Here is a 16,116-nt window from a genome sequence, read left to right as displayed (position 1 = left end):
CATGGCACCGCAACCTGTAAACGTCGAGGTTCCACGCTAACAGAGGGCATAGGGCGTGACACCTGTCAGATCTGACAGGTGCCGACTGACGGCAGGCGAAAAAAAACCGGGCGGTCATCGCTGACCGCCCGGTTTTTTACAAGCAGATGAAGCGCTTACTGCACTTCCACCGCCAGGCTTTCGCTGATCTTCTGTTGCCAGATCGCAGGACCGGTGATGTGTACCGATTCACCTTTGCTGTCCACCGCTACGGTGACCGGCATGTCCTTGACCTCGAACTCGTAGATCGCTTCCATGCCCAGCTCGGCGAACGCCAGAACCTTGGACTTCTTGATCGCCTGCGCCACCAGGTAAGCGGCACCGCCGACGGCCATCAGGTACACAGCCTTGTTGTCCTTGATCGCGTCGATCGCGGTAGGGCCGCGCTCGGACTTGCCGATCATGCCCAACAGGCCGGTCTGCTCGAGGATCTGACGGGTGAACTTGTCCATCCGCGTGGCGGTGGTCGGGCCCGCCGGGCCAACCACTTCGTCACCGACCGGATCAACCGGGCCGACGTAGTAGATGAAGCGACCTTTCAGATCAACCGGCAGGGTTTCGCCCTTGTTCAGCATCTCGACCATGCGCTTGTGCGCGGCGTCGCGACCGGTGAGCATCTTGCCGTTGAGCAGGACGGTTTCGCCCGGCTTCCAGCTCTGCACGTCTTCCGGGGTCAGAGTGTCGAGGTTGACGCGACGGGCCGACGGGCCGGCTTCCCAGACGATTTCCGGGTAGGCGTCCAGCGGTGGCGCTTCCAGCGAGGCCGGGCCGGAACCGTCGAGCACGAAGTGCGCGTGACGGGTGGCGGCGCAGTTCGGGATCATGCACACCGGCAAGGAGGCGGCGTGGGTCGGGTAATCCATGATCTTCACGTCGAGCACGGTGGTCAGGCCACCGAGACCCTGGGCGCCGATGCCCAGCTGGTTGACCTTCTCGAACAGCTCCAGACGCATTTCTTCGATGCGGTTCTGCGGGCCACGGGCTTTCAGCTCGTGAATGTCGATGGATTCCATCAACACTTCTTTCGCCATGACGGCGGCTTTCTCGGCGGTGCCGCCGATGCCGATGCCCAGCATGCCCGGCGGGCACCAGCCGGCGCCCATGGTCGGAACGGTCTTGAGTACCCAGTCGACGATCGAGTCGGACGGGTTGAGCATGGCCATTTTCGACTTGTTCTCGGAACCGCCGCCCTTGGCCGCCACGTCCACTTCCACGGTGTTACCCGGAACGATGGAGTAGTGGATGACCGCCGGGGTGTTGTCCTTGGTGTTCTTACGCGCACCGGCCGGGTCGGCCAGGATCGAAGCACGCAGGACGTTTTCCGGCAGGTTGTAGGCGCGGCGCACGCCTTCGTTGATCATGTCGTCCAGGCTCATGGTCGCGCCATCCCAACGCACGTCCATGCCCACCCGCACGAACACGGTCACGATGCCGGTGTCCTGGCAGATCGGCCGGTGGCCGGTGGCGCACATGCGCGAGTTGATCAGGATCTGCGCCATCGAGTCACGGGCCGCTGGCGATTCTTCGCGCAGGTAGGCTTCGTGCATCGCCTGGATGAAGTCCACGGGGTGGTAATAGGAAATGAACTGCAGGGCGTCGGCAACGCTCTGAATCAGGTCGTCTTGCTTGATCACGGTCATGAGTCGCGCTCCTCTAAAAGACGGGAACATTCTTTAAGGGCAGCTGAAAGTCGCGAGCTTCGAGCGGCAAGCTGAAGCAGTGTGTACTGCTTTGAACTTGCCGCTCGAAGCTCGGAGCTCGAAGCTGCCCTTCAGGGTCGGCACGCCGGGGCTGCTGGCGCGACGCTAAAAAGGCGCGGCAGTATACCGCGCCTCGGTGGCGGGCACATCTGCCGGGAGTTATTCGTTGGTCGCATGGCTGCAGGTTTTTGACGCCAAATACCCGGCCCGAAAATCAATGGTCATTTATCGACTACGCCACTAAAGTGGCAGCCGGTCTGTGGAGTAGGACACTCGGTCAGCCTCTTATCGCACGGTGAGTCAACGATTGACCCATAACGCCATTCAACGTCTTTTGCTCAAACGCTTCGCCCTCGCTGCAGCCACCTATGGATTGGCTTTGCTGCTGCTGTGGCTGGCGTATTTCACCGGTCACTACAACGATTCGCTGGCCGGCGTCGCCGTCGGCAGTGCGCTGGTGGTGATCAGCCAGGCGATCCTGTTCGCCCTGTTCTTTTCCGGCTGCAACCTGCGCTTCTCCGACCCGAGCCTGACCGAAGCACAAGTGCTGCTGGGCCTTGGCTGGCAGACGTGGCTGATCGCGCATCTGGAGGAGGCCCGGGGCGAGTTTCTGGTGTTCTATGTGCTGGTCCTGCTGTTCGGCCTGTTCCATCTGTCACAGCGGGCGTTCGTGCGCTGCGCCATGCTGGTGTTCTTCAGCTTCTGCGCCATCACACTGTGGGACGGTTACCACTTGCGGCTGCACGATCCGGCGCTGTCCGCGTTGCAGGCCTGCATCCTGCTGATTGTGCTGGCGTGGCTGGTGATTTACGCACGCTTCGTCCAGACCTCGCGCCAACGCATGCGCCAGCGGCGGTTCGCCTTGCAGGCGCATCAGGACACCCTGCGCGGGATGATGCGCCAGCTCGAAGACCTGGTGGCCACCGACGAACTGACCGGGCTGTTCAATCGCCGGCATTTCCTGCGCCTGGCCACCCGCGAGCTGAATGCGATGGAGGCCGACGTGGTGCACGGACTGGCGCTGATCGACCTCGACCACTTCAAACGCATCAATGACATTCACGGCCACGCCGCTGGCGATCAGGTGTTGCAATCCTTCGCCGGCGTCGCCGGGGCCTGTCTGCGCGACGGCGACGTGCTGGCGCGTTATGGTGGTGAAGAGTTCGTGGTGCTGCTGCCCGATTGCAACGCTGAAAGCCTGACCGCCTGTTGCGAGCGCCTGCGCATCGCCTTCACCGACGTTGAACTGGTGGGGCTGAATGTGAAAAACCTGAGCCTGTCTGCCGGCATGACCCTGCTGGAACTGGGCGATGATCTGGACGAGGCCTTGCAGCGTGCCGATCAGGCGCTGTACCGGGCCAAGCGCGACGGCCGCAATCGCTGCGCGGCGGCGTGGGAGAACGTCGATGCCTGAACTGCGGGTCGGTGATCGACAGTGGTCGGTGGCGGCGGGCAGCAACCTGCTTGATGCCCTCAATCAGAACGGCGTGGCGGTGCCTTATAGCTGTCGCGCCGGCAGTTGCCATGCGTGTCTGGTGCAATGCGTGCAAGGCTTGCCTGCTGACAGTCGCCCCGATGCCCTGAGCGCCGAACAGCGTGATCAGGGCTGGCGGTTGGCCTGTCAGTGCCAGGTGATTGAGGATTTGCAGGTGCATACTTTCGATCCCGTCACCGATGGTCGCCCGGCCACGGTCGAAGCGCTGGACTGGCTCGGCGACAGTGTGTTGCGTCTGCGCCTGACACCCCAGCGGCCGTTGCGCTACAGCGCCGGTCAGCATCTGGTGCTGTGGGCCGGCCACGTTGCGCGGCCGTATTCGCTGGCGAGCCTGCCGGAAGAAGACCGTTTTCTTGAATTCCATCTCGATTGCCGCCAGCCCGGCGAATTCAGCGATGCCGCGCGACGCTTGCAGATCGGCGACCCGATCCGTCTCGGTGAACTGCGTGGCGGCGCCTTGCATTACGACCCGGACTGGCACGACCGGCCGCTGTGGCTGCTGGCTGCCGGCACCGGGCTCGGCCCGTTGTTCGGCGTGTTGCGCGAAGCCTTGCGGCACGATCATCGGGGCGCCATTCGCGTCATTCACCTGGCCCATGATGCCGAAGGGCATTACCTGGCCAAACCCCTTGAGGCACTGGCCGCACAGCGGGACAACCTCAGCGTCGAAGGGTGGACGGCGGCCGAGTTGCCGGCCGCTTTGGCGCAACTGCGCCTTGTCTCCCGGCAAACCCTGGCCTTAGTCTGCGGCTCGACGGCCAGCGTCGACGCGTTTGCCAAGCGTCTGTTCCTGGCCGGACTGCCGCGCAATCAACTGCTGGCCGATGTCTTCCTGAGCCGTGGTTGAACGCTGATTCTTCAGACGCGAGACACACCATGACCGACGCCATCCTGCTGCACCGCGAACGCGGTTTGCTGACCCTGCGCCTCAACCGCCCGGACAAGAAAAACGCCCTGACCCGCGCCATGTACAGCCAGTTGGCCGACGCGCTGAAACAGGCTGACAGCGACCCCGAAATCAACGCCGTGCTGATTACCGGCAGCGCCGAGTGTTTCACCGCCGGCAATGACATCGCCGACTTCATCCAGCAACCGCCGAGCGACCTCGACAGCCCGGTGTTTCACTTCATGCTCAATTTGCTGGAGTGCCGCAAACCGGTAGTCGCCGCCGTGGCCGGGGCGGCGGTGGGGATTGGCACGACGCTGTTGCTGCATTGCGATCTGGTGTACGTGGCGCGGGATGCGCGGCTGCGTATGCCGTTCGTCAATCTCGGTTTGTGCCCGGAGTTCGGTTCCAGCCTGATCCTGCCGCGTTTGCTCGGGCAGGCCAAAGCGTCGGAGTTGCTGCTGCTCGGTGAGGGCTTTACCGGTGAGCAGGCGGCGCAATGGGGGATCGCAACCGAGGCGCTGGGCAGTGGCGAAGCCGCGTTGGCCAAGGCGCGGGAGATGGCGTTGCGGTTTGACGAGTTGCCGGCTGAAGCGGTGCGCATCAGCAAACAGTTGATGCGGGCGCCGGATCACGAGTTGATTCGCAAGGTGATCGAGGAGGAGGGCGCACTGTTCACCCAGCGGCTGCGCTCGCCGGAGGCGTTGGCGGCGTTGACCGGGTTCATCAAACGCCATTGAGATATCCGCCGACCGCTCCGCGCATCGATCGCCCCCGCACTCCGCGCATCGACCGCGGCCACACTGCGCGCACGGACCGCCGCCGTACTCCGCGCACCGATCGTTCCCACGCTCCGCGTGGGAATGCAGCCCGGGACGCTCCGCGTCCCATGCCGAAGCGGACGCGGAGCGTCCATTGAGGCATTCCCACGCAGAGCGTGGGAACGATCAACAACGATCAGTCTGAAATGAAAAAGCCCCGCCATTCACATGGCGGGGCTTTTCGATTTCAGCAACCGGTCACTCAGACCTGCGGGTCGCCCACGTGCAGGATTTTCATGCCGTTGGTGCCGCCGGTAGTGTGGTAGCTGTCGCCCTTGGTCAGGATGACCCAGTCGCCTTTCTCCACTACGCCGCGCTTGACCAGTTCGTCGATGGCCTTCTGGCTGACTTCGTGCGGTTCCAGCGAAGCCGGGTCGAACGGTACGGTGTACACGCCACGGAACATTGCTGCGCGAGCCTGGGCTTCACGGTGCGGGGTGAAGCAGTAGATCGGCACCGAGGAGCGGATACGCGACATGATCAGCGGGGTGTAGCCGCTTTCGGTCAGCGCGATGATCGCCTTGACGCCCGGGAAGTGGTTGGCGGTGTACATGGTCGCCAGCGCGATGCTCTCGTCGCAGCGCTCGAATTCCTTGCCGATGCGGTGGCTGGAAGTTTTGCTGGTCGGGTGCTTTTCAGCGCCGACGCAGATGCGCGCCATCGCCTGCACGGCTTCCAGCGGATAAGCGCCGGCAGCGGATTCGGCAGACAGCATCACGGCATCGGTGTAGTCGAGCACGGCGTTTGCTACGTCGGACACTTCGGCGCGGGTCGGCATCGGGTTCTGGATCATCGACTCCATCATCTGGGTCGCAACGATCACCGCCTTGTTGTGGCGGCGTGCGTGCAGAATGATTTTCTTCTGGATGCCCACCAGCTCGGCGTCACCGATTTCCACACCCAGGTCACCACGGGCAACCATTACCGCGTCGGAAGCCTTGATCAGACCGTCGAGGGTTTCGTCGTCGGCCACGGCTTCGGCGCGTTCGATCTTCGCCACCAGCCAGGCGGTGCCGCCGGCTTCGTCGCGCAGTTGACGGGCGTAGTTCATGTCGGCAGCGTCACGCGGGAAGGACACGGCGAGGTAGTCGACTTCCATTTCAGCGGCGAGCTTGATGTCGGCCTTGTCTTTTTCAGTCAGGGCCGGCGCGGTCAGGCCGCCACCGCGACGGTTGATGCCTTTGTGGTCGGACAGCGGACCGCCGATGGTCACCACGCAGTTCAACTCGGTGGCGGTGGCGGTTTCAACGCGCATGACCACGCGACCGTCGTCGAGCAGCAGCTCGTCGCCCACGCCGCAGTCCTTGACCAGGTCCGGGTAGTCGATGCCGACCACCTGCTGGTTGCCTTCGGTCAGCGGATGGCTGGTGGAGAAGGTGAACTTGTCCCCGATCTTCAGCTCGATGCGCTTGTTGGCGAATTTGGCGATACGGATTTTCGGGCCTTGCAGGTCACCCAGCAGGGCGACGAAGCGGCCGTGCTTGGCAGCGAGGTCACGCACCAGCTTCGCGCGAGCCTTGTGCTCGTCGGGGGTGCCGTGGGAGAAGTTCAGACGGGCGACGTCCAGGCCAGCCAGAATCAGCTGTTCGAGAACTTCCGGCGAGTTACTGGCCGGGCCAAGGGTAGCGACGATTTTGGTACGACGGACGGACATGCAAAGACTCCTCAGGTTCAAGCGCCAGCGAAGGCTACTATGCTCGAAGGGTGTAGTCATTGTTCGTTTGCACTACTTATTGGTTTCTTTATTGAAACGAACATTTTTGAACATTCGGCCGGCGTAGGCCTACCGCTCGTCGAGACTGTTATTTCTAACAGGTGGCGTGCATTTTTCGGATCGATATAAGAAGACCGAACTCGTCAATGGTTGACGAGCCCATGAGGTGATGGATATGAGCGCAGCCAACAGTTCACCGGTAACACCGGTGGTAGATGTTCCGCAAGATGGCAGCAAAACGGGGCTCTTCGTTAGATTCGAAGGCACGGGAACTCCTGGAAACTCTGTGCGTGTTTACAGCACGAAGGATTCCTTGAATCCATTATTTTCACAGGTAGTCAGCCCGTTGGGTTCGTGGCTGAACCATCAGGACTTTTCCTCATTGAGTTTTTATGCGGTCGAAGTGTCAGCTGACGGAAAGGATATTTCGCCTCCCTCACCCATCGTGAACATCTCGCTGACGTAAATCTCGTTGAGCACCCAACATGGCGCCGAGCCTCAGCCCTCGGCGACCATTACACTGCAATGGTGATTGAAGATTTTGTGCACGGGGTCGATACAGAGCACAAGACAGGAGAACCCCCATGCGATTCGTGCCCATTGCCGCCCTTGCCCTCAGCGTCCTCGCCGCTTCGGGCTGCACCCGTTGGTCGATGAACCATCATTTGAACAACGCCTACAGCGCCTATGACCGTGGCAATTGCGAGCAGGTGATGCTTGAACTGTCCAAGGTCGAACGCGCCAGCCGCGCCCGCCCTTATGTGTGGCCGGAAGTGTCGATGATGCGCGGCCAGTGCCTTGAACGGCAGAAAATGTTCGTCGATGCGGCGCAGACCTATCAGTTCATCATCGCCTCGTACCCCGACAGCGAATACGCCTACCGCGCCCGCGCACGTCTGGAAACCCTGCAGAGCCTGGGTCACTACCCGACTCGCAGTGCCGCCGCCGTGGTGCGTCCAACCCGGTTCTGATGGCGGTCGTCATACAAAGTCTGGCTGGTTGTACAAGGTGAGCTATAGTCCAAGGACACCGGTTTAGAGCCAGAACTCCAGATCGGCGCAACACCTGCGACTGGCATGTGAAGTACGTGGCAAGCGCCACACCGGGAGCGGGGAGAGCGGGCCTGAAGATCAGGTTCGTTCCGAAGCACAATGCGGCCCGGGCATCGGGCCATGCATGGCGATACGTTCATGTTTACCGACCGTCGAATCGAACGGCACCAGCTGCCGTATTTTCTGCGAGTGTTCAACAGCGTCACCGATAAACCCGTCGGGTTTCTGGGCAACGTCTCTGAAGACGGTTTGATGCTTATCAGCCAGTTGCCGATGATGATCGGTGCGGAATTCAATCTGCGCCTGAAAATTCCCCTGGGGGAGGGCCGCCAGCAGGTCATCGACCTGACGGCGTGCTGTCTGTGGTGCCACGAAGACGCGACCCCTCAGCATTACGACGCCGGCTTCAGCCTGTACCGCACGCCGCCCGAGTATGGGCAACTGGTCGAAGCGTTGAAGCAGTACTTCAGCTTTCAGCCGTTGCCGGCTTCGGCCTGACTCGAAACCTTCAAAAACATCGTCGGAACGCCGCCCGGAGCAAGCCCGCTCCCACAGTTCCTGCGGCAGTCACAATTTTTTGTGAATGACACGAAACCCTGTGGGAGCGGGCTTACCCGCGAAGGCGCCAGTACTGACACCGTCTATTTGACGGCTGGCTAGCCGATAGCAATCGCCCGCTCGTTATCCAGCGTCCTCTCCGCCAGCAGCAATCCCATCTCGCTCAACTGATAGATCGCCATCGCCAGGTGCCGCGGCTTGTCGTCCAGGCTGTCCGCCAGATCCAGCAGCAGGATGCTGACCGAGGAAAAGGTCTCGTAGGTCTGGATGGCAATCGCCTCGGGGTTGATCTCGGGATCGACCTTGAACATCTGCATGCCGCGATCGACGGAGTTGCGTGGTTTTTCAGGTTTGGGATTGAGGTAGAAGTCGAGAGCCTTGTGGGCGGCGTCGTGGAGTTTTTTCGAGTCGTTGGAGGTGTAGGGGGAGACCGGATCGGATTGATCGGTCGGGTCCGTTGGATCGGTGTCCAGCGGTGGATTTGGCGTCGGTTTTTTCATGTATTCGTACTCGTCATTAAGGCCACCATCTGGCTCGCGACTAAACGAGAAAAGGGTGGCGGCTGTAAGCAGGTTAGTCGACCGGGAGTACGTACCGGTGCGCCCAAGGGCGCCCTGCGAACAGCCACCATCGAGTGCGGGGATAGGGAATACCCGACTGGATGACGCTTATGCGCAACGTACTAAAGACCCCGGGCGACTAAACCCGGCCGCTGATTGGCAGCGACGGGAGTCAAGTTACGGGGCAACGCCAAAGCGCACAAGCCGGCGGATTCTGAGGGATTTGTAGGCAATGGCACAAGGTGTCGTAGCCCGCTGTTACGACTTGCAGGACGCTGCCGGACCGGGTTGTGGGAAGAGTTACCGTTTGTCGGGACTGTCAACTCTGACAGGTCTTTTTTTTCTACCCAGGCATTAAAAAGAGCGGAACAGATACCTGCATGGTGCAGATCAAAAGGAGTGTTCAGATGGCTGACGAAACCGACGACTCTGTTACTGGCCATGTTGCCCCGCACATTGTGCCAACACTCGATGGCACGACTCAGACGCTCCCCTTTTCCAGACAAATAACAATTCCGGGTGCGGGCTTCGAGCATCAACGCACCTGGAAGATTCATCTCTATAACGAATTTTCTTTCGTGCGTGAGCTTACGGTTGATAAGTCACCTTATCCCGCCATCAACGTAACGGTTAACGAAACACACGGTCTACGCCAGGGACGCTGTCAGCTTCACGCCCAGTACGAGATTGTTAGTGGTGGAGCTTCGGATTGGGGAACGTCGGGTTTTTTCACGGTAATCCTACCGGTGCAAATTACCGCACCCGCGCAAAATTCCGATGTACAAAGGACCGTAACCATTTCGGGCACGGGGGCTTATCCAGGCGCGACCATAAAGATTCTTGTGAATGGGACCGTACATGGTACCGAGCCCGCGAACTCCCCCAGCTGGAGCGTTCAGGCAAGCAACCTCCCGATAGGCACAGCAATAAAAATCGTGGCCACTCAGACACACAAAGGTGTAACCACGGCGGTTTCGCCCGAGCTGGTGGTGAACGTTTTGGATGACATGAGGGCACCTATCATAGATTCCCCCAAAGATGGTGATGTCATCACCAATCTCAGGCCCACGATTATCGGTACAGGTCAACCCCTCTCAGTCATTACTATCCACAGGCAGGGAGATATGATGATTAGCTATGGAACGGGCGCCGTTCAGATCGGCGGGGGGTGGAGAGTTGAACTGAACAAATCCTTGCCGGAAGGCGATTTCATTATGCAAGCCAGACAAGTGTCGGGGAGGGTTACAAAGCTTTCCTCCCCGGTGCTCATAACCGTAAAGGTTACGCCCGATCGCCCCGTCATCACTCTCCCCGCAGCCGGCACCGAGCACGACTTTACTTTCCCGGTGAGCGGCACAGGTGGGATAATCGGAGCCCTCATGGAGTTACTCCTGGACGGCAACCATTTAATCAGTTTCGGCCAGGCTCCCGTCACCGCTGACAGATGGAGCGTGAACGCGACACTTGACGCCCCCGGCCGGCGCTCTTTGGTCGCCAGGCAGACCTGGAACTCTGTCCCGTCCGAAGTCAGTCAGCCCCGTTCCTTCGACATCCGCCCAGCCTCACTGACCAAAGTCAACGTCACTGTTTCAGATGCAACCACCGTGAAGTTTGACGGTGACGGTTATGAAGGTGCCACGGTCGCGATAACGGTGGTCAGTGGCCCGGGTGGAGCGGCGCCGGGGGAGGCAAAGGTTGTAAGCGGCAAGTGGGAAACCCACGCAACGAACTGGCCCGATGGCCTCTACAAGATGAGTGTGATCCAGAAGGTTTCCAACAATGCGGGGGGCTGGATCGAATCTTTGCCATATCTGTTCGAATTTCCGTTCAAGTTTCCACCTCCGTCCGATGTGGTCTCTACACCGGATTACACTACGACGCTCTCTGGCAAGGGTGTTTCACGCGCGATGGTGTCGCTTTATGACGCTGACGGAACCACAAAAATCGCCCCGGATGCCCCAGTCGACTCCAATAGCCAGTGGTCCAGTAAAGCCTATGTTGAGTGGGGGCCTACGTTTGATCGAATCGTTCGCATCCGACAGTCCGTGAATGCCCAGCAGTCCGACTTCGTGGAACACAAAGTCTGCATTCCTCCGATTGCGCCCGGCATTGACAGGGTTCCACCTGAGGGGCTGTCGCCCACCTTCACCGGCACCTGCGAATTGAACGCCCGGGTCACTCTCGTGTTCAGTGGTAACAGCACCCCGTATCCCGCCACGGTGATCGGCAGAACCTGGAGCTATCAGCGTGCGGCACCTTTTGCCCCGGACATCGATCATACCGTTACGGCAACCCAGTTTGCCGCCCAGCAGACTTCGCCTGCGGCCACCGAAACGTTCCGGCTCTTCAAACCCATGATTCCGCCGGTCATCACTCAACCTGTAAAGGATTCCGAAGTCGGTCGTGACGTGATTTTTCAAGGAAGCGACGGTATGAACGGTGCCACGGTGTATTTGTGGGACTACGTGAGCGGCGATCCTTTGGGCGATAAAAAGCTGACTGCCGACGGGCCATGGGAAATCCTTGTTGAGAAGCTGAAATTTGGCCGTTGGGTGGTTCGGGCAAAACAGGTGATCGATGAGCGGGAGTCGGACGACAGTGAGTCGCATCCCTTTGATGTCGTGTTGCTGGCCCCGGATGTCACATCACCGCAAGAAGGCGGCAAACTGACACGAACTTCGATGATCGAAGGTAAGGGGGAACCGCTGGGGACGGTCGATGTTTTCCTGGAAGGTACTACCGAGCCGATACTCAAGCAGGTGCCAATAGGCCTCGACGGCAAATGGAAAGACGAAGTGACATTGCCCGTGGGAAATACAGTCATTCGGGCCCGGCAGTATTTCGAAACCCAGACCTCCAAAGACAGCGAGTGGGTGAGCTTCCGCGTGGTTCCAGCCCCTCCGGTGTTGGAAACTCCTGTGCCGGGAGCGCATGTGGGCCAAGGCTCGGTCGCGTCAGGTTTCGGCGTGCCGCAGGACACGATCATCGTCTGGATGATCCAAGTCGGGGCGGTGAAGGCAGGAGAAACCACGGTGCAGGCCGATGGTACATGGTCAGTCGCCATGAACGTCACGCAGCCCTCTCGAGAAAACAGGTTGCTGGTGACGGCCACGTGGGAGGGTTTCCAGTCCGACAGTTTCGCTGCGCGGGAAGTGATTCTGGGCACCTACCAACCCGTCATCGAAAAACCCGCCGAGGGGCAATCGGTCAGTGATCCGGTTTGTTTCGCTGGTCGGGGCCGAGCGGGCGTCTTGCAGGTCCGAAGCTGGGTCAACCCTGAGCGAGAGTGGGCGCAGGCCACGGTTTCCGGCGGCAGCTGGCAAGCCGATGCAACGGGACCGTTATCCTCCGGCGGCCAATGGTGCTGGATCCAGCAAACCATCACCGATGATGCTGGCGGCGCGACGATTTCCGACCATGTATTGAGCTCGCGCTTTGAGGTCCAACCGACGCCGCCAGGCAAAAATCCATCTGATTTTCCAGACGAACGGTCGAACTAACTGTCATTTATGACAGTTGGCAGGTGCTGGCGACTGGCGCCTAATCGAATCAACCGAACAGATGACCCGACAACACGTGCGGGTCGTAGGGATGGCTTTTGCCGCAAGGAAATTCACCATGGCCAAGACCCGTAAACGCCCTGCCGAGCAAATGTATGAACAATTGTTCCCTACGCGAGCGCGCCGCAAAAAATATCCTGGCCTGCAAGCCTATCTGAGCCAGGGTGGTTCGATTTTTCCCTTGGTGGAAAAGGGTATTCCGGGTCTGATGAAGGATTACCGGATGAGTTCCGAAGATGCGCAAGCGTTCCTGCGCCAGGCCAGCAGTATGGCCATCTACGTCAGGCGTCGGTTCATCGAAAGTACCTTGACGGGCGGCCAGCAGGAAAAAAACGGAAAAGCGCTGAAAAAAGCCTCATCAAGCGGGCTGCTGTCAATGGTTTCGGGACCCACTTTCGAGGCATTGTTCAACCCAAACTTTGACGGTTCCTGCCCACCGAATGCGCTGGAAAGCAGCTGGTCACCTGTGGCTTATCTGGTCGAGCTGTTGCAGTGGGTCAGCGAGCGTATCGAGAGTGTCGGGGACACCAAGCCTGATTACCTTCTGCACAACCGTCGCACCGACCTGAAACAGATGGATGTTGATTTCAACGCGGTTTATCAGTCGATCTCTGCGGTCGACATCATCAATCATGTGCTGGAAACGTTCATCAAGACACACGGGGCAGTGACCGATCTGGTAGACGCCTTGCTCAATGCGCGCTACCCCAATGAACTGCCTTACTTCCAGCATTGGGTCACCATCGACTCGATCGCCCAACAGCTGGGCATGTCGGTGGGTAATTTCGTGCACATGGTTGACCTGCACTTTCCTTACTTTCTGCAAGCGAGCGGCTGGGACGACGATGCCGGCCGTGCGCTGGCCCATGCATCGCGTCTGGGGCCTTACCAGCGAACATTGTTGACTGAGGCGCGAGCAGACTTTGGTGACCGGGAAGTCTTCTTCAACGCCAATTACGGTTCGGATGATCTCGATAAGTATCAGAATCTGAATCAGTTGAAATTTTTCGGTGAGCGGACTTCACTCGATGTCTCCGGCGTTGAATCCCTTCTATCGTTCCACGCGTTTGCACCGGTGCGTTCCCCGAATGTGATATTCGCGGATGAGCCGTCACCAGGCCCGCAAAGCGCACATTTCGGCTCAGTCTACGTAAACGCCGCAACCGACCCGCCTATCGTTGTTGCAGATGACGCCAGCTTGCTTCAAACACTGACGATTGGTCCGGACACGCAAGCTGATTTCGAACACTACGATCGACTGAACCGCAAGGTACGTCTGGACAAATGGCTGGACCTGCGCAGTTTCGAGGTGGACGCAATGCTGGTGGCCGCCATGCGCGCAGACGTGCGCGGTGGAGCGAAGGCCGGTGATTGGTGGATAACCGATAACGTGGTGCATGCACTGGGGCTGTTCCAGCTGCTGCGTGAAAGGTATGGATGTGAAGCGCTGGACTTTGCCGCCTTCCTGGATGAGATAGCGGTATACGGAATCGGCGAAGAACGCTCGCTGTTCGATCAGGTGTTCAACCGGCAAAGTGACTATTCCCAGCCCTTCATGCTCGATGGCAAGGATTTTCCGGCGATACCCGCAACAGGTAGCAGCGACCCGACGGTCATTCAATTGTGCAGTGGTCTACAGATCGATCTGTTGACCTACGGTTACCTGGCACTTGCGATAGCCGATGCTCAGGGACTTGGTAAGAACCTGAAACGTACGGCAGCGGTCTTTTCAGCCTTTTACCGGTTGGTGAAGCTGGCGCGGTTGCTGGGTGTCACACCGGTCGAAATTGTGCTGATGTTGACCTTGATGGGAGAGGGGAACAGCTGGCTCAACGGTCTGGCGGGTTTGCCAAGAATCAATACCGGACCGGGCGAAACGCCGGATGTCTTGAATCTCATCTATGCGCTGCATTCGTGCGTAGGCTGGTGCAAGGATCGCAACCTGCCGGTACTCGGGATGTTGCAGATGGTGGCAGAACCCCAATCCAGTGGCGCGGCCTCCGAAGCGCAGCTGCAATTCTTTGACAAAGTCGCAAGTCTTCTGCCAGCGACCCTGTTGACCAATGCCGGATTCCTGATGGCCGACGTGCCGCCTGTGCCTGCGGGAAACTGGCTCAATTTCCTGAATTGGCTGGCCGATGCCGATGGCCTGGTGCTTGCTTTCGCCGGGAGCGAGTCGCAATACCTGATCGAGGCTCGCCTGCGACTGGACCGTGCAGTGAAGGATGGTCTCCCGGACATGGCTCCCGAACTGCGGGCCGCCATCGTCGAAAAAATGTTGGGTGTTCTGTTGCAGGCCAGGGAGGCGCAAGTCTCGTTGGCCAAGGAGGCCTTGGCCGTACTGACCAGCCTTGATTCCGAGCGGGTAATAGGGGTTCTCACCTGGGCCGACACCACGGTCTATCGACTGCTGCGCGAGGTCTCCGGGCGAGTCGCGCAGAACCCGCAAAATGTCCGAAGCGAGCGCTTCGTCGAAGTGGATTCGCTGCTGAAGGCTTTGGCCAATGTGCAACGCTTGAGTGCGGTCGTGACAGCGCTGGGGCTGAGTGCCAACGTGCTACAGGAATATCTGGATTATGGTCATCGGGCCTGGCTCGGCCAGTCGAGCAAACACGAATTCTCGATGAGCACGCTCTATTACCTGGTGGTGCTCACCCGTGCGTTCGAGATGAGCGAGCAGCCAGCGCAGGAACTGCTGGATTATCTGCGTGCCGTCGACAATCTGCCAGTCAACATCGCCGGAGATTCGCTGAGGCTTGCCCAGGAAGCCGGCTACATCAAGTTGGCGAGTTTCTTTCGCTGGAGCGTCGAGGAGGTGCGCGAGTGCGTCTTTCACATCGATCCATCCCTCAAGATTCTGAAAACCCTGCGTCAACTGGATTTGTTGATGCGCGTCCGCACGCTGGCGGAGCACAGCGGTATGGATGCCCGGACGATTTTCATGCTTGGCAACTTGCCGGAGGCCATTGACAAGAAGGCCTACGCTGAAGCGGCCGAGCACGCCCTGTTGAGCCAGTCGGAAACGCGAACGCTTGATCTGCAGTTTGCTCTTGATGTGGAGAATCTGGTCGTCAGGACATACGAGGTGGACAACACCGAGGTCGTGGCCAACAAGCCGGGAGCGAAAATCACCTTCACCGTGACACTGAAGGATGCCGAAGGAGCGCCACTGAAGGGCATCAGGGTGTACTGGCAGGCCAGCCTCGGCACCATCGCGACAGAGGTCACCGATGAAAAGGGAGTACTCAAGGCCGAGTTCATTCCAGGCAAGGTGCTGGGTAGCGATACGCCAAGCTTCTGGATGGATCTGTTCAGGCCGGTCAACGTGACCGAAATTCGGGTTGTTCCCGACGCCACGACATTGTTCTTCCCAGGTCCCTTGATGTCCGCAATTCCTCTGGCCAGGGTAGCTGCGGGCGAGGATGTGCAGTTGTACGCCGAGCTGCGGGACGAGTTCAAAAACCTTGGGGCAAACCAGCTCGTAGAGTGGTTCGCCTTACCTGTCGAAGGGGATGAAGGCAAGTCGGCCGTCATTCGGCCATCGGGGCAATCCTTCACCGATCAGCAAGGGCTGACAAAAGTATTTGTTCATGCGCCTGAAGGTGGAACGTTCAGATTTGAGGTCCGCAGCCAAGGCAGTAATAAAAGCGCTTTTTTTGAACCGATCCATTTCCTGCCGCCGGCTGAGTCGGGTCGTTCGCGGGGCGTGAAATTACAATGATCGCTTGAGG

Annotated in this window: 11 protein-coding genes; 8 read left to right on the top strand and 3 right to left on the bottom strand. The window is 59.4% G+C overall.

Annotated features, from left to right (window positions below):
* Window positions 1–155: 155 nt before the first annotated feature.
* On the bottom strand, window positions 156–1,679 hold the full coding sequence (locus ACEN93_RS10485; RefSeq protein ID WP_007960181.1) for a fumarate hydratase: 1,524 nt from the start codon (window positions 1,677–1,679) through the stop codon (window positions 156–158).
* A gap of 367 nt (window positions 1,680–2,046) precedes the next feature.
* Here ACEN93_RS10485 and ACEN93_RS10480 point away from each other — a divergent pair, with 367 nt between their 5' ends.
* Genes ACEN93_RS10480 through ACEN93_RS10470 form a run of 3 tightly spaced genes read left to right on the top strand, consistent with a single transcriptional unit; the run spans window position 2,047 to window position 4,860 of the window.
* Window positions 2,047–3,153 carry a GGDEF domain-containing protein gene (locus ACEN93_RS10480; RefSeq protein ID WP_495611376.1) on the top strand — a complete coding sequence of 369 codons (1,107 nt, stop codon included), beginning with the start codon at window positions 2,047–2,049 and terminating at the stop codon, window positions 3,151–3,153.
* Window positions 3,146–4,081: an iron-sulfur-binding ferredoxin reductase gene (locus tag ACEN93_RS10475; RefSeq protein ID WP_414882068.1), complete on the top strand. Its 936-nt coding sequence runs from the start codon at window positions 3,146–3,148 to the stop codon at window positions 4,079–4,081. The genes ACEN93_RS10480 and ACEN93_RS10475 overlap by 8 nt, the downstream gene beginning before the upstream one ends.
* A gap of 29 nt (window positions 4,082–4,110) precedes the next feature.
* Complete coding sequence (locus ACEN93_RS10470; protein ID WP_285413503.1) at window positions 4,111–4,860, top strand: enoyl-CoA hydratase-related protein; 750 nt, start codon at window positions 4,111–4,113, stop codon at window positions 4,858–4,860.
* A 283-nt stretch (window positions 4,861–5,143) separates the two neighbouring features.
* Here ACEN93_RS10470 and pyk read toward each other — a convergent pair whose 3' ends face one another.
* On the bottom strand, window positions 5,144–6,595 hold the full coding sequence (gene pyk, locus ACEN93_RS10465; RefSeq protein WP_085667946.1) for a pyruvate kinase: 1,452 nt from the start codon (window positions 6,593–6,595) through the stop codon (window positions 5,144–5,146).
* 235 nt (window positions 6,596–6,830) lie between these two features.
* On the opposite strand from pyk, the gene ACEN93_RS10460 reads away from it, so the two are divergent.
* From ACEN93_RS10460 to ACEN93_RS10450, 3 genes are all read left to right on the top strand, one after another.
* The gene (locus ACEN93_RS10460) at window positions 6,831–7,121 is read left to right on the top strand and encodes a hypothetical protein (RefSeq protein WP_134334336.1); all 291 of its coding nucleotides are present in this window, start codon (window positions 6,831–6,833) and stop codon (window positions 7,119–7,121) included.
* Window positions 7,122–7,239: 118 nt separating this feature from the next.
* The gene (locus ACEN93_RS10455) at window positions 7,240–7,626 is read left to right on the top strand and encodes a tetratricopeptide repeat protein (RefSeq protein ID WP_039765946.1); all 387 of its coding nucleotides are present in this window, start codon (window positions 7,240–7,242) and stop codon (window positions 7,624–7,626) included.
* Between the two features lie 219 nt (window positions 7,627–7,845).
* On the top strand, window positions 7,846–8,205 hold the full coding sequence (locus ACEN93_RS10450) for a PilZ domain-containing protein (protein WP_039766204.1): 360 nt from the start codon (window positions 7,846–7,848) through the stop codon (window positions 8,203–8,205).
* Window positions 8,206–8,363: 158 nt separating this feature from the next.
* On the opposite strand, the gene ACEN93_RS10445 is transcribed toward ACEN93_RS10450, so the two are convergent.
* Complete coding sequence (locus ACEN93_RS10445) at window positions 8,364–8,765, bottom strand: DUF6124 family protein (protein WP_490841249.1); 402 nt, start codon at window positions 8,763–8,765, stop codon at window positions 8,364–8,366.
* A 467-nt stretch (window positions 8,766–9,232) separates the two neighbouring features.
* Here ACEN93_RS10445 and ACEN93_RS10440 point away from each other — a divergent pair, with 467 nt between their 5' ends.
* Window positions 9,233–12,325, top strand: a complete 3,093-nt coding sequence (locus ACEN93_RS10440; RefSeq protein ID WP_495611375.1) for a hypothetical protein — start codon at window positions 9,233–9,235, stop codon at window positions 12,323–12,325.
* A gap of 118 nt (window positions 12,326–12,443) precedes the next feature.
* Window positions 12,444–16,106 (top strand): Tc toxin subunit A, encoded by a 3,663-nt coding sequence (locus ACEN93_RS10435; protein WP_039765949.1) that lies wholly within the window; start codon window positions 12,444–12,446, stop codon window positions 16,104–16,106.
* Window positions 16,107–16,116 lie beyond the last annotated feature (10 nt).

The sequence above is a fragment of the Pseudomonas sp. Pseusp21 genome, assembly GCF_059492145.1.
Note: the sequence above shows the minus strand (reverse complement) of the source record. Positions and strands in the feature narration are given on the sequence as shown.

What these genes read in the sequence shown, in the direction of transcription:
- ACEN93_RS10485 (WP_007960181.1), bottom strand. Translation starts at nt 1,679, where the DNA reads ATGACCGTGATCAAGCAAGACGACCTGATTCAGAGCGTTGCCGACGCC.
- ACEN93_RS10475 (WP_414882068.1), top strand. Translation starts at nt 3,146, where the DNA reads ATGCCTGAACTGCGGGTCGGTGATCGACAGTGGTCGGTGGCGGCGGGC.
- ACEN93_RS10470 (WP_285413503.1), top strand. Translation starts at nt 4,111, where the DNA reads ATGACCGACGCCATCCTGCTGCACCGCGAACGCGGTTTGCTGACCCTG.
- pyk (WP_085667946.1), bottom strand. Translation starts at nt 6,595, where the DNA reads ATGTCCGTCCGTCGTACCAAAATCGTCGCTACCCTTGGCCCGGCCAGT.
- ACEN93_RS10460 (WP_134334336.1), top strand. Translation starts at nt 6,831, where the DNA reads ATGAGCGCAGCCAACAGTTCACCGGTAACACCGGTGGTAGATGTTCCG.
- ACEN93_RS10455 (WP_039765946.1), top strand. Translation starts at nt 7,240, where the DNA reads ATGCGATTCGTGCCCATTGCCGCCCTTGCCCTCAGCGTCCTCGCCGCT.
- ACEN93_RS10450 (WP_039766204.1), top strand. Translation starts at nt 7,846, where the DNA reads ATGTTTACCGACCGTCGAATCGAACGGCACCAGCTGCCGTATTTTCTG.
- ACEN93_RS10445 (WP_490841249.1), bottom strand. Translation starts at nt 8,765, where the DNA reads ATGAAAAAACCGACGCCAAATCCACCGCTGGACACCGATCCAACGGAC.
- ACEN93_RS10440 (WP_495611375.1), top strand. Translation starts at nt 9,233, where the DNA reads ATGGCTGACGAAACCGACGACTCTGTTACTGGCCATGTTGCCCCGCAC.
- ACEN93_RS10435 (WP_039765949.1), top strand. Translation starts at nt 12,444, where the DNA reads ATGGCCAAGACCCGTAAACGCCCTGCCGAGCAAATGTATGAACAATTG.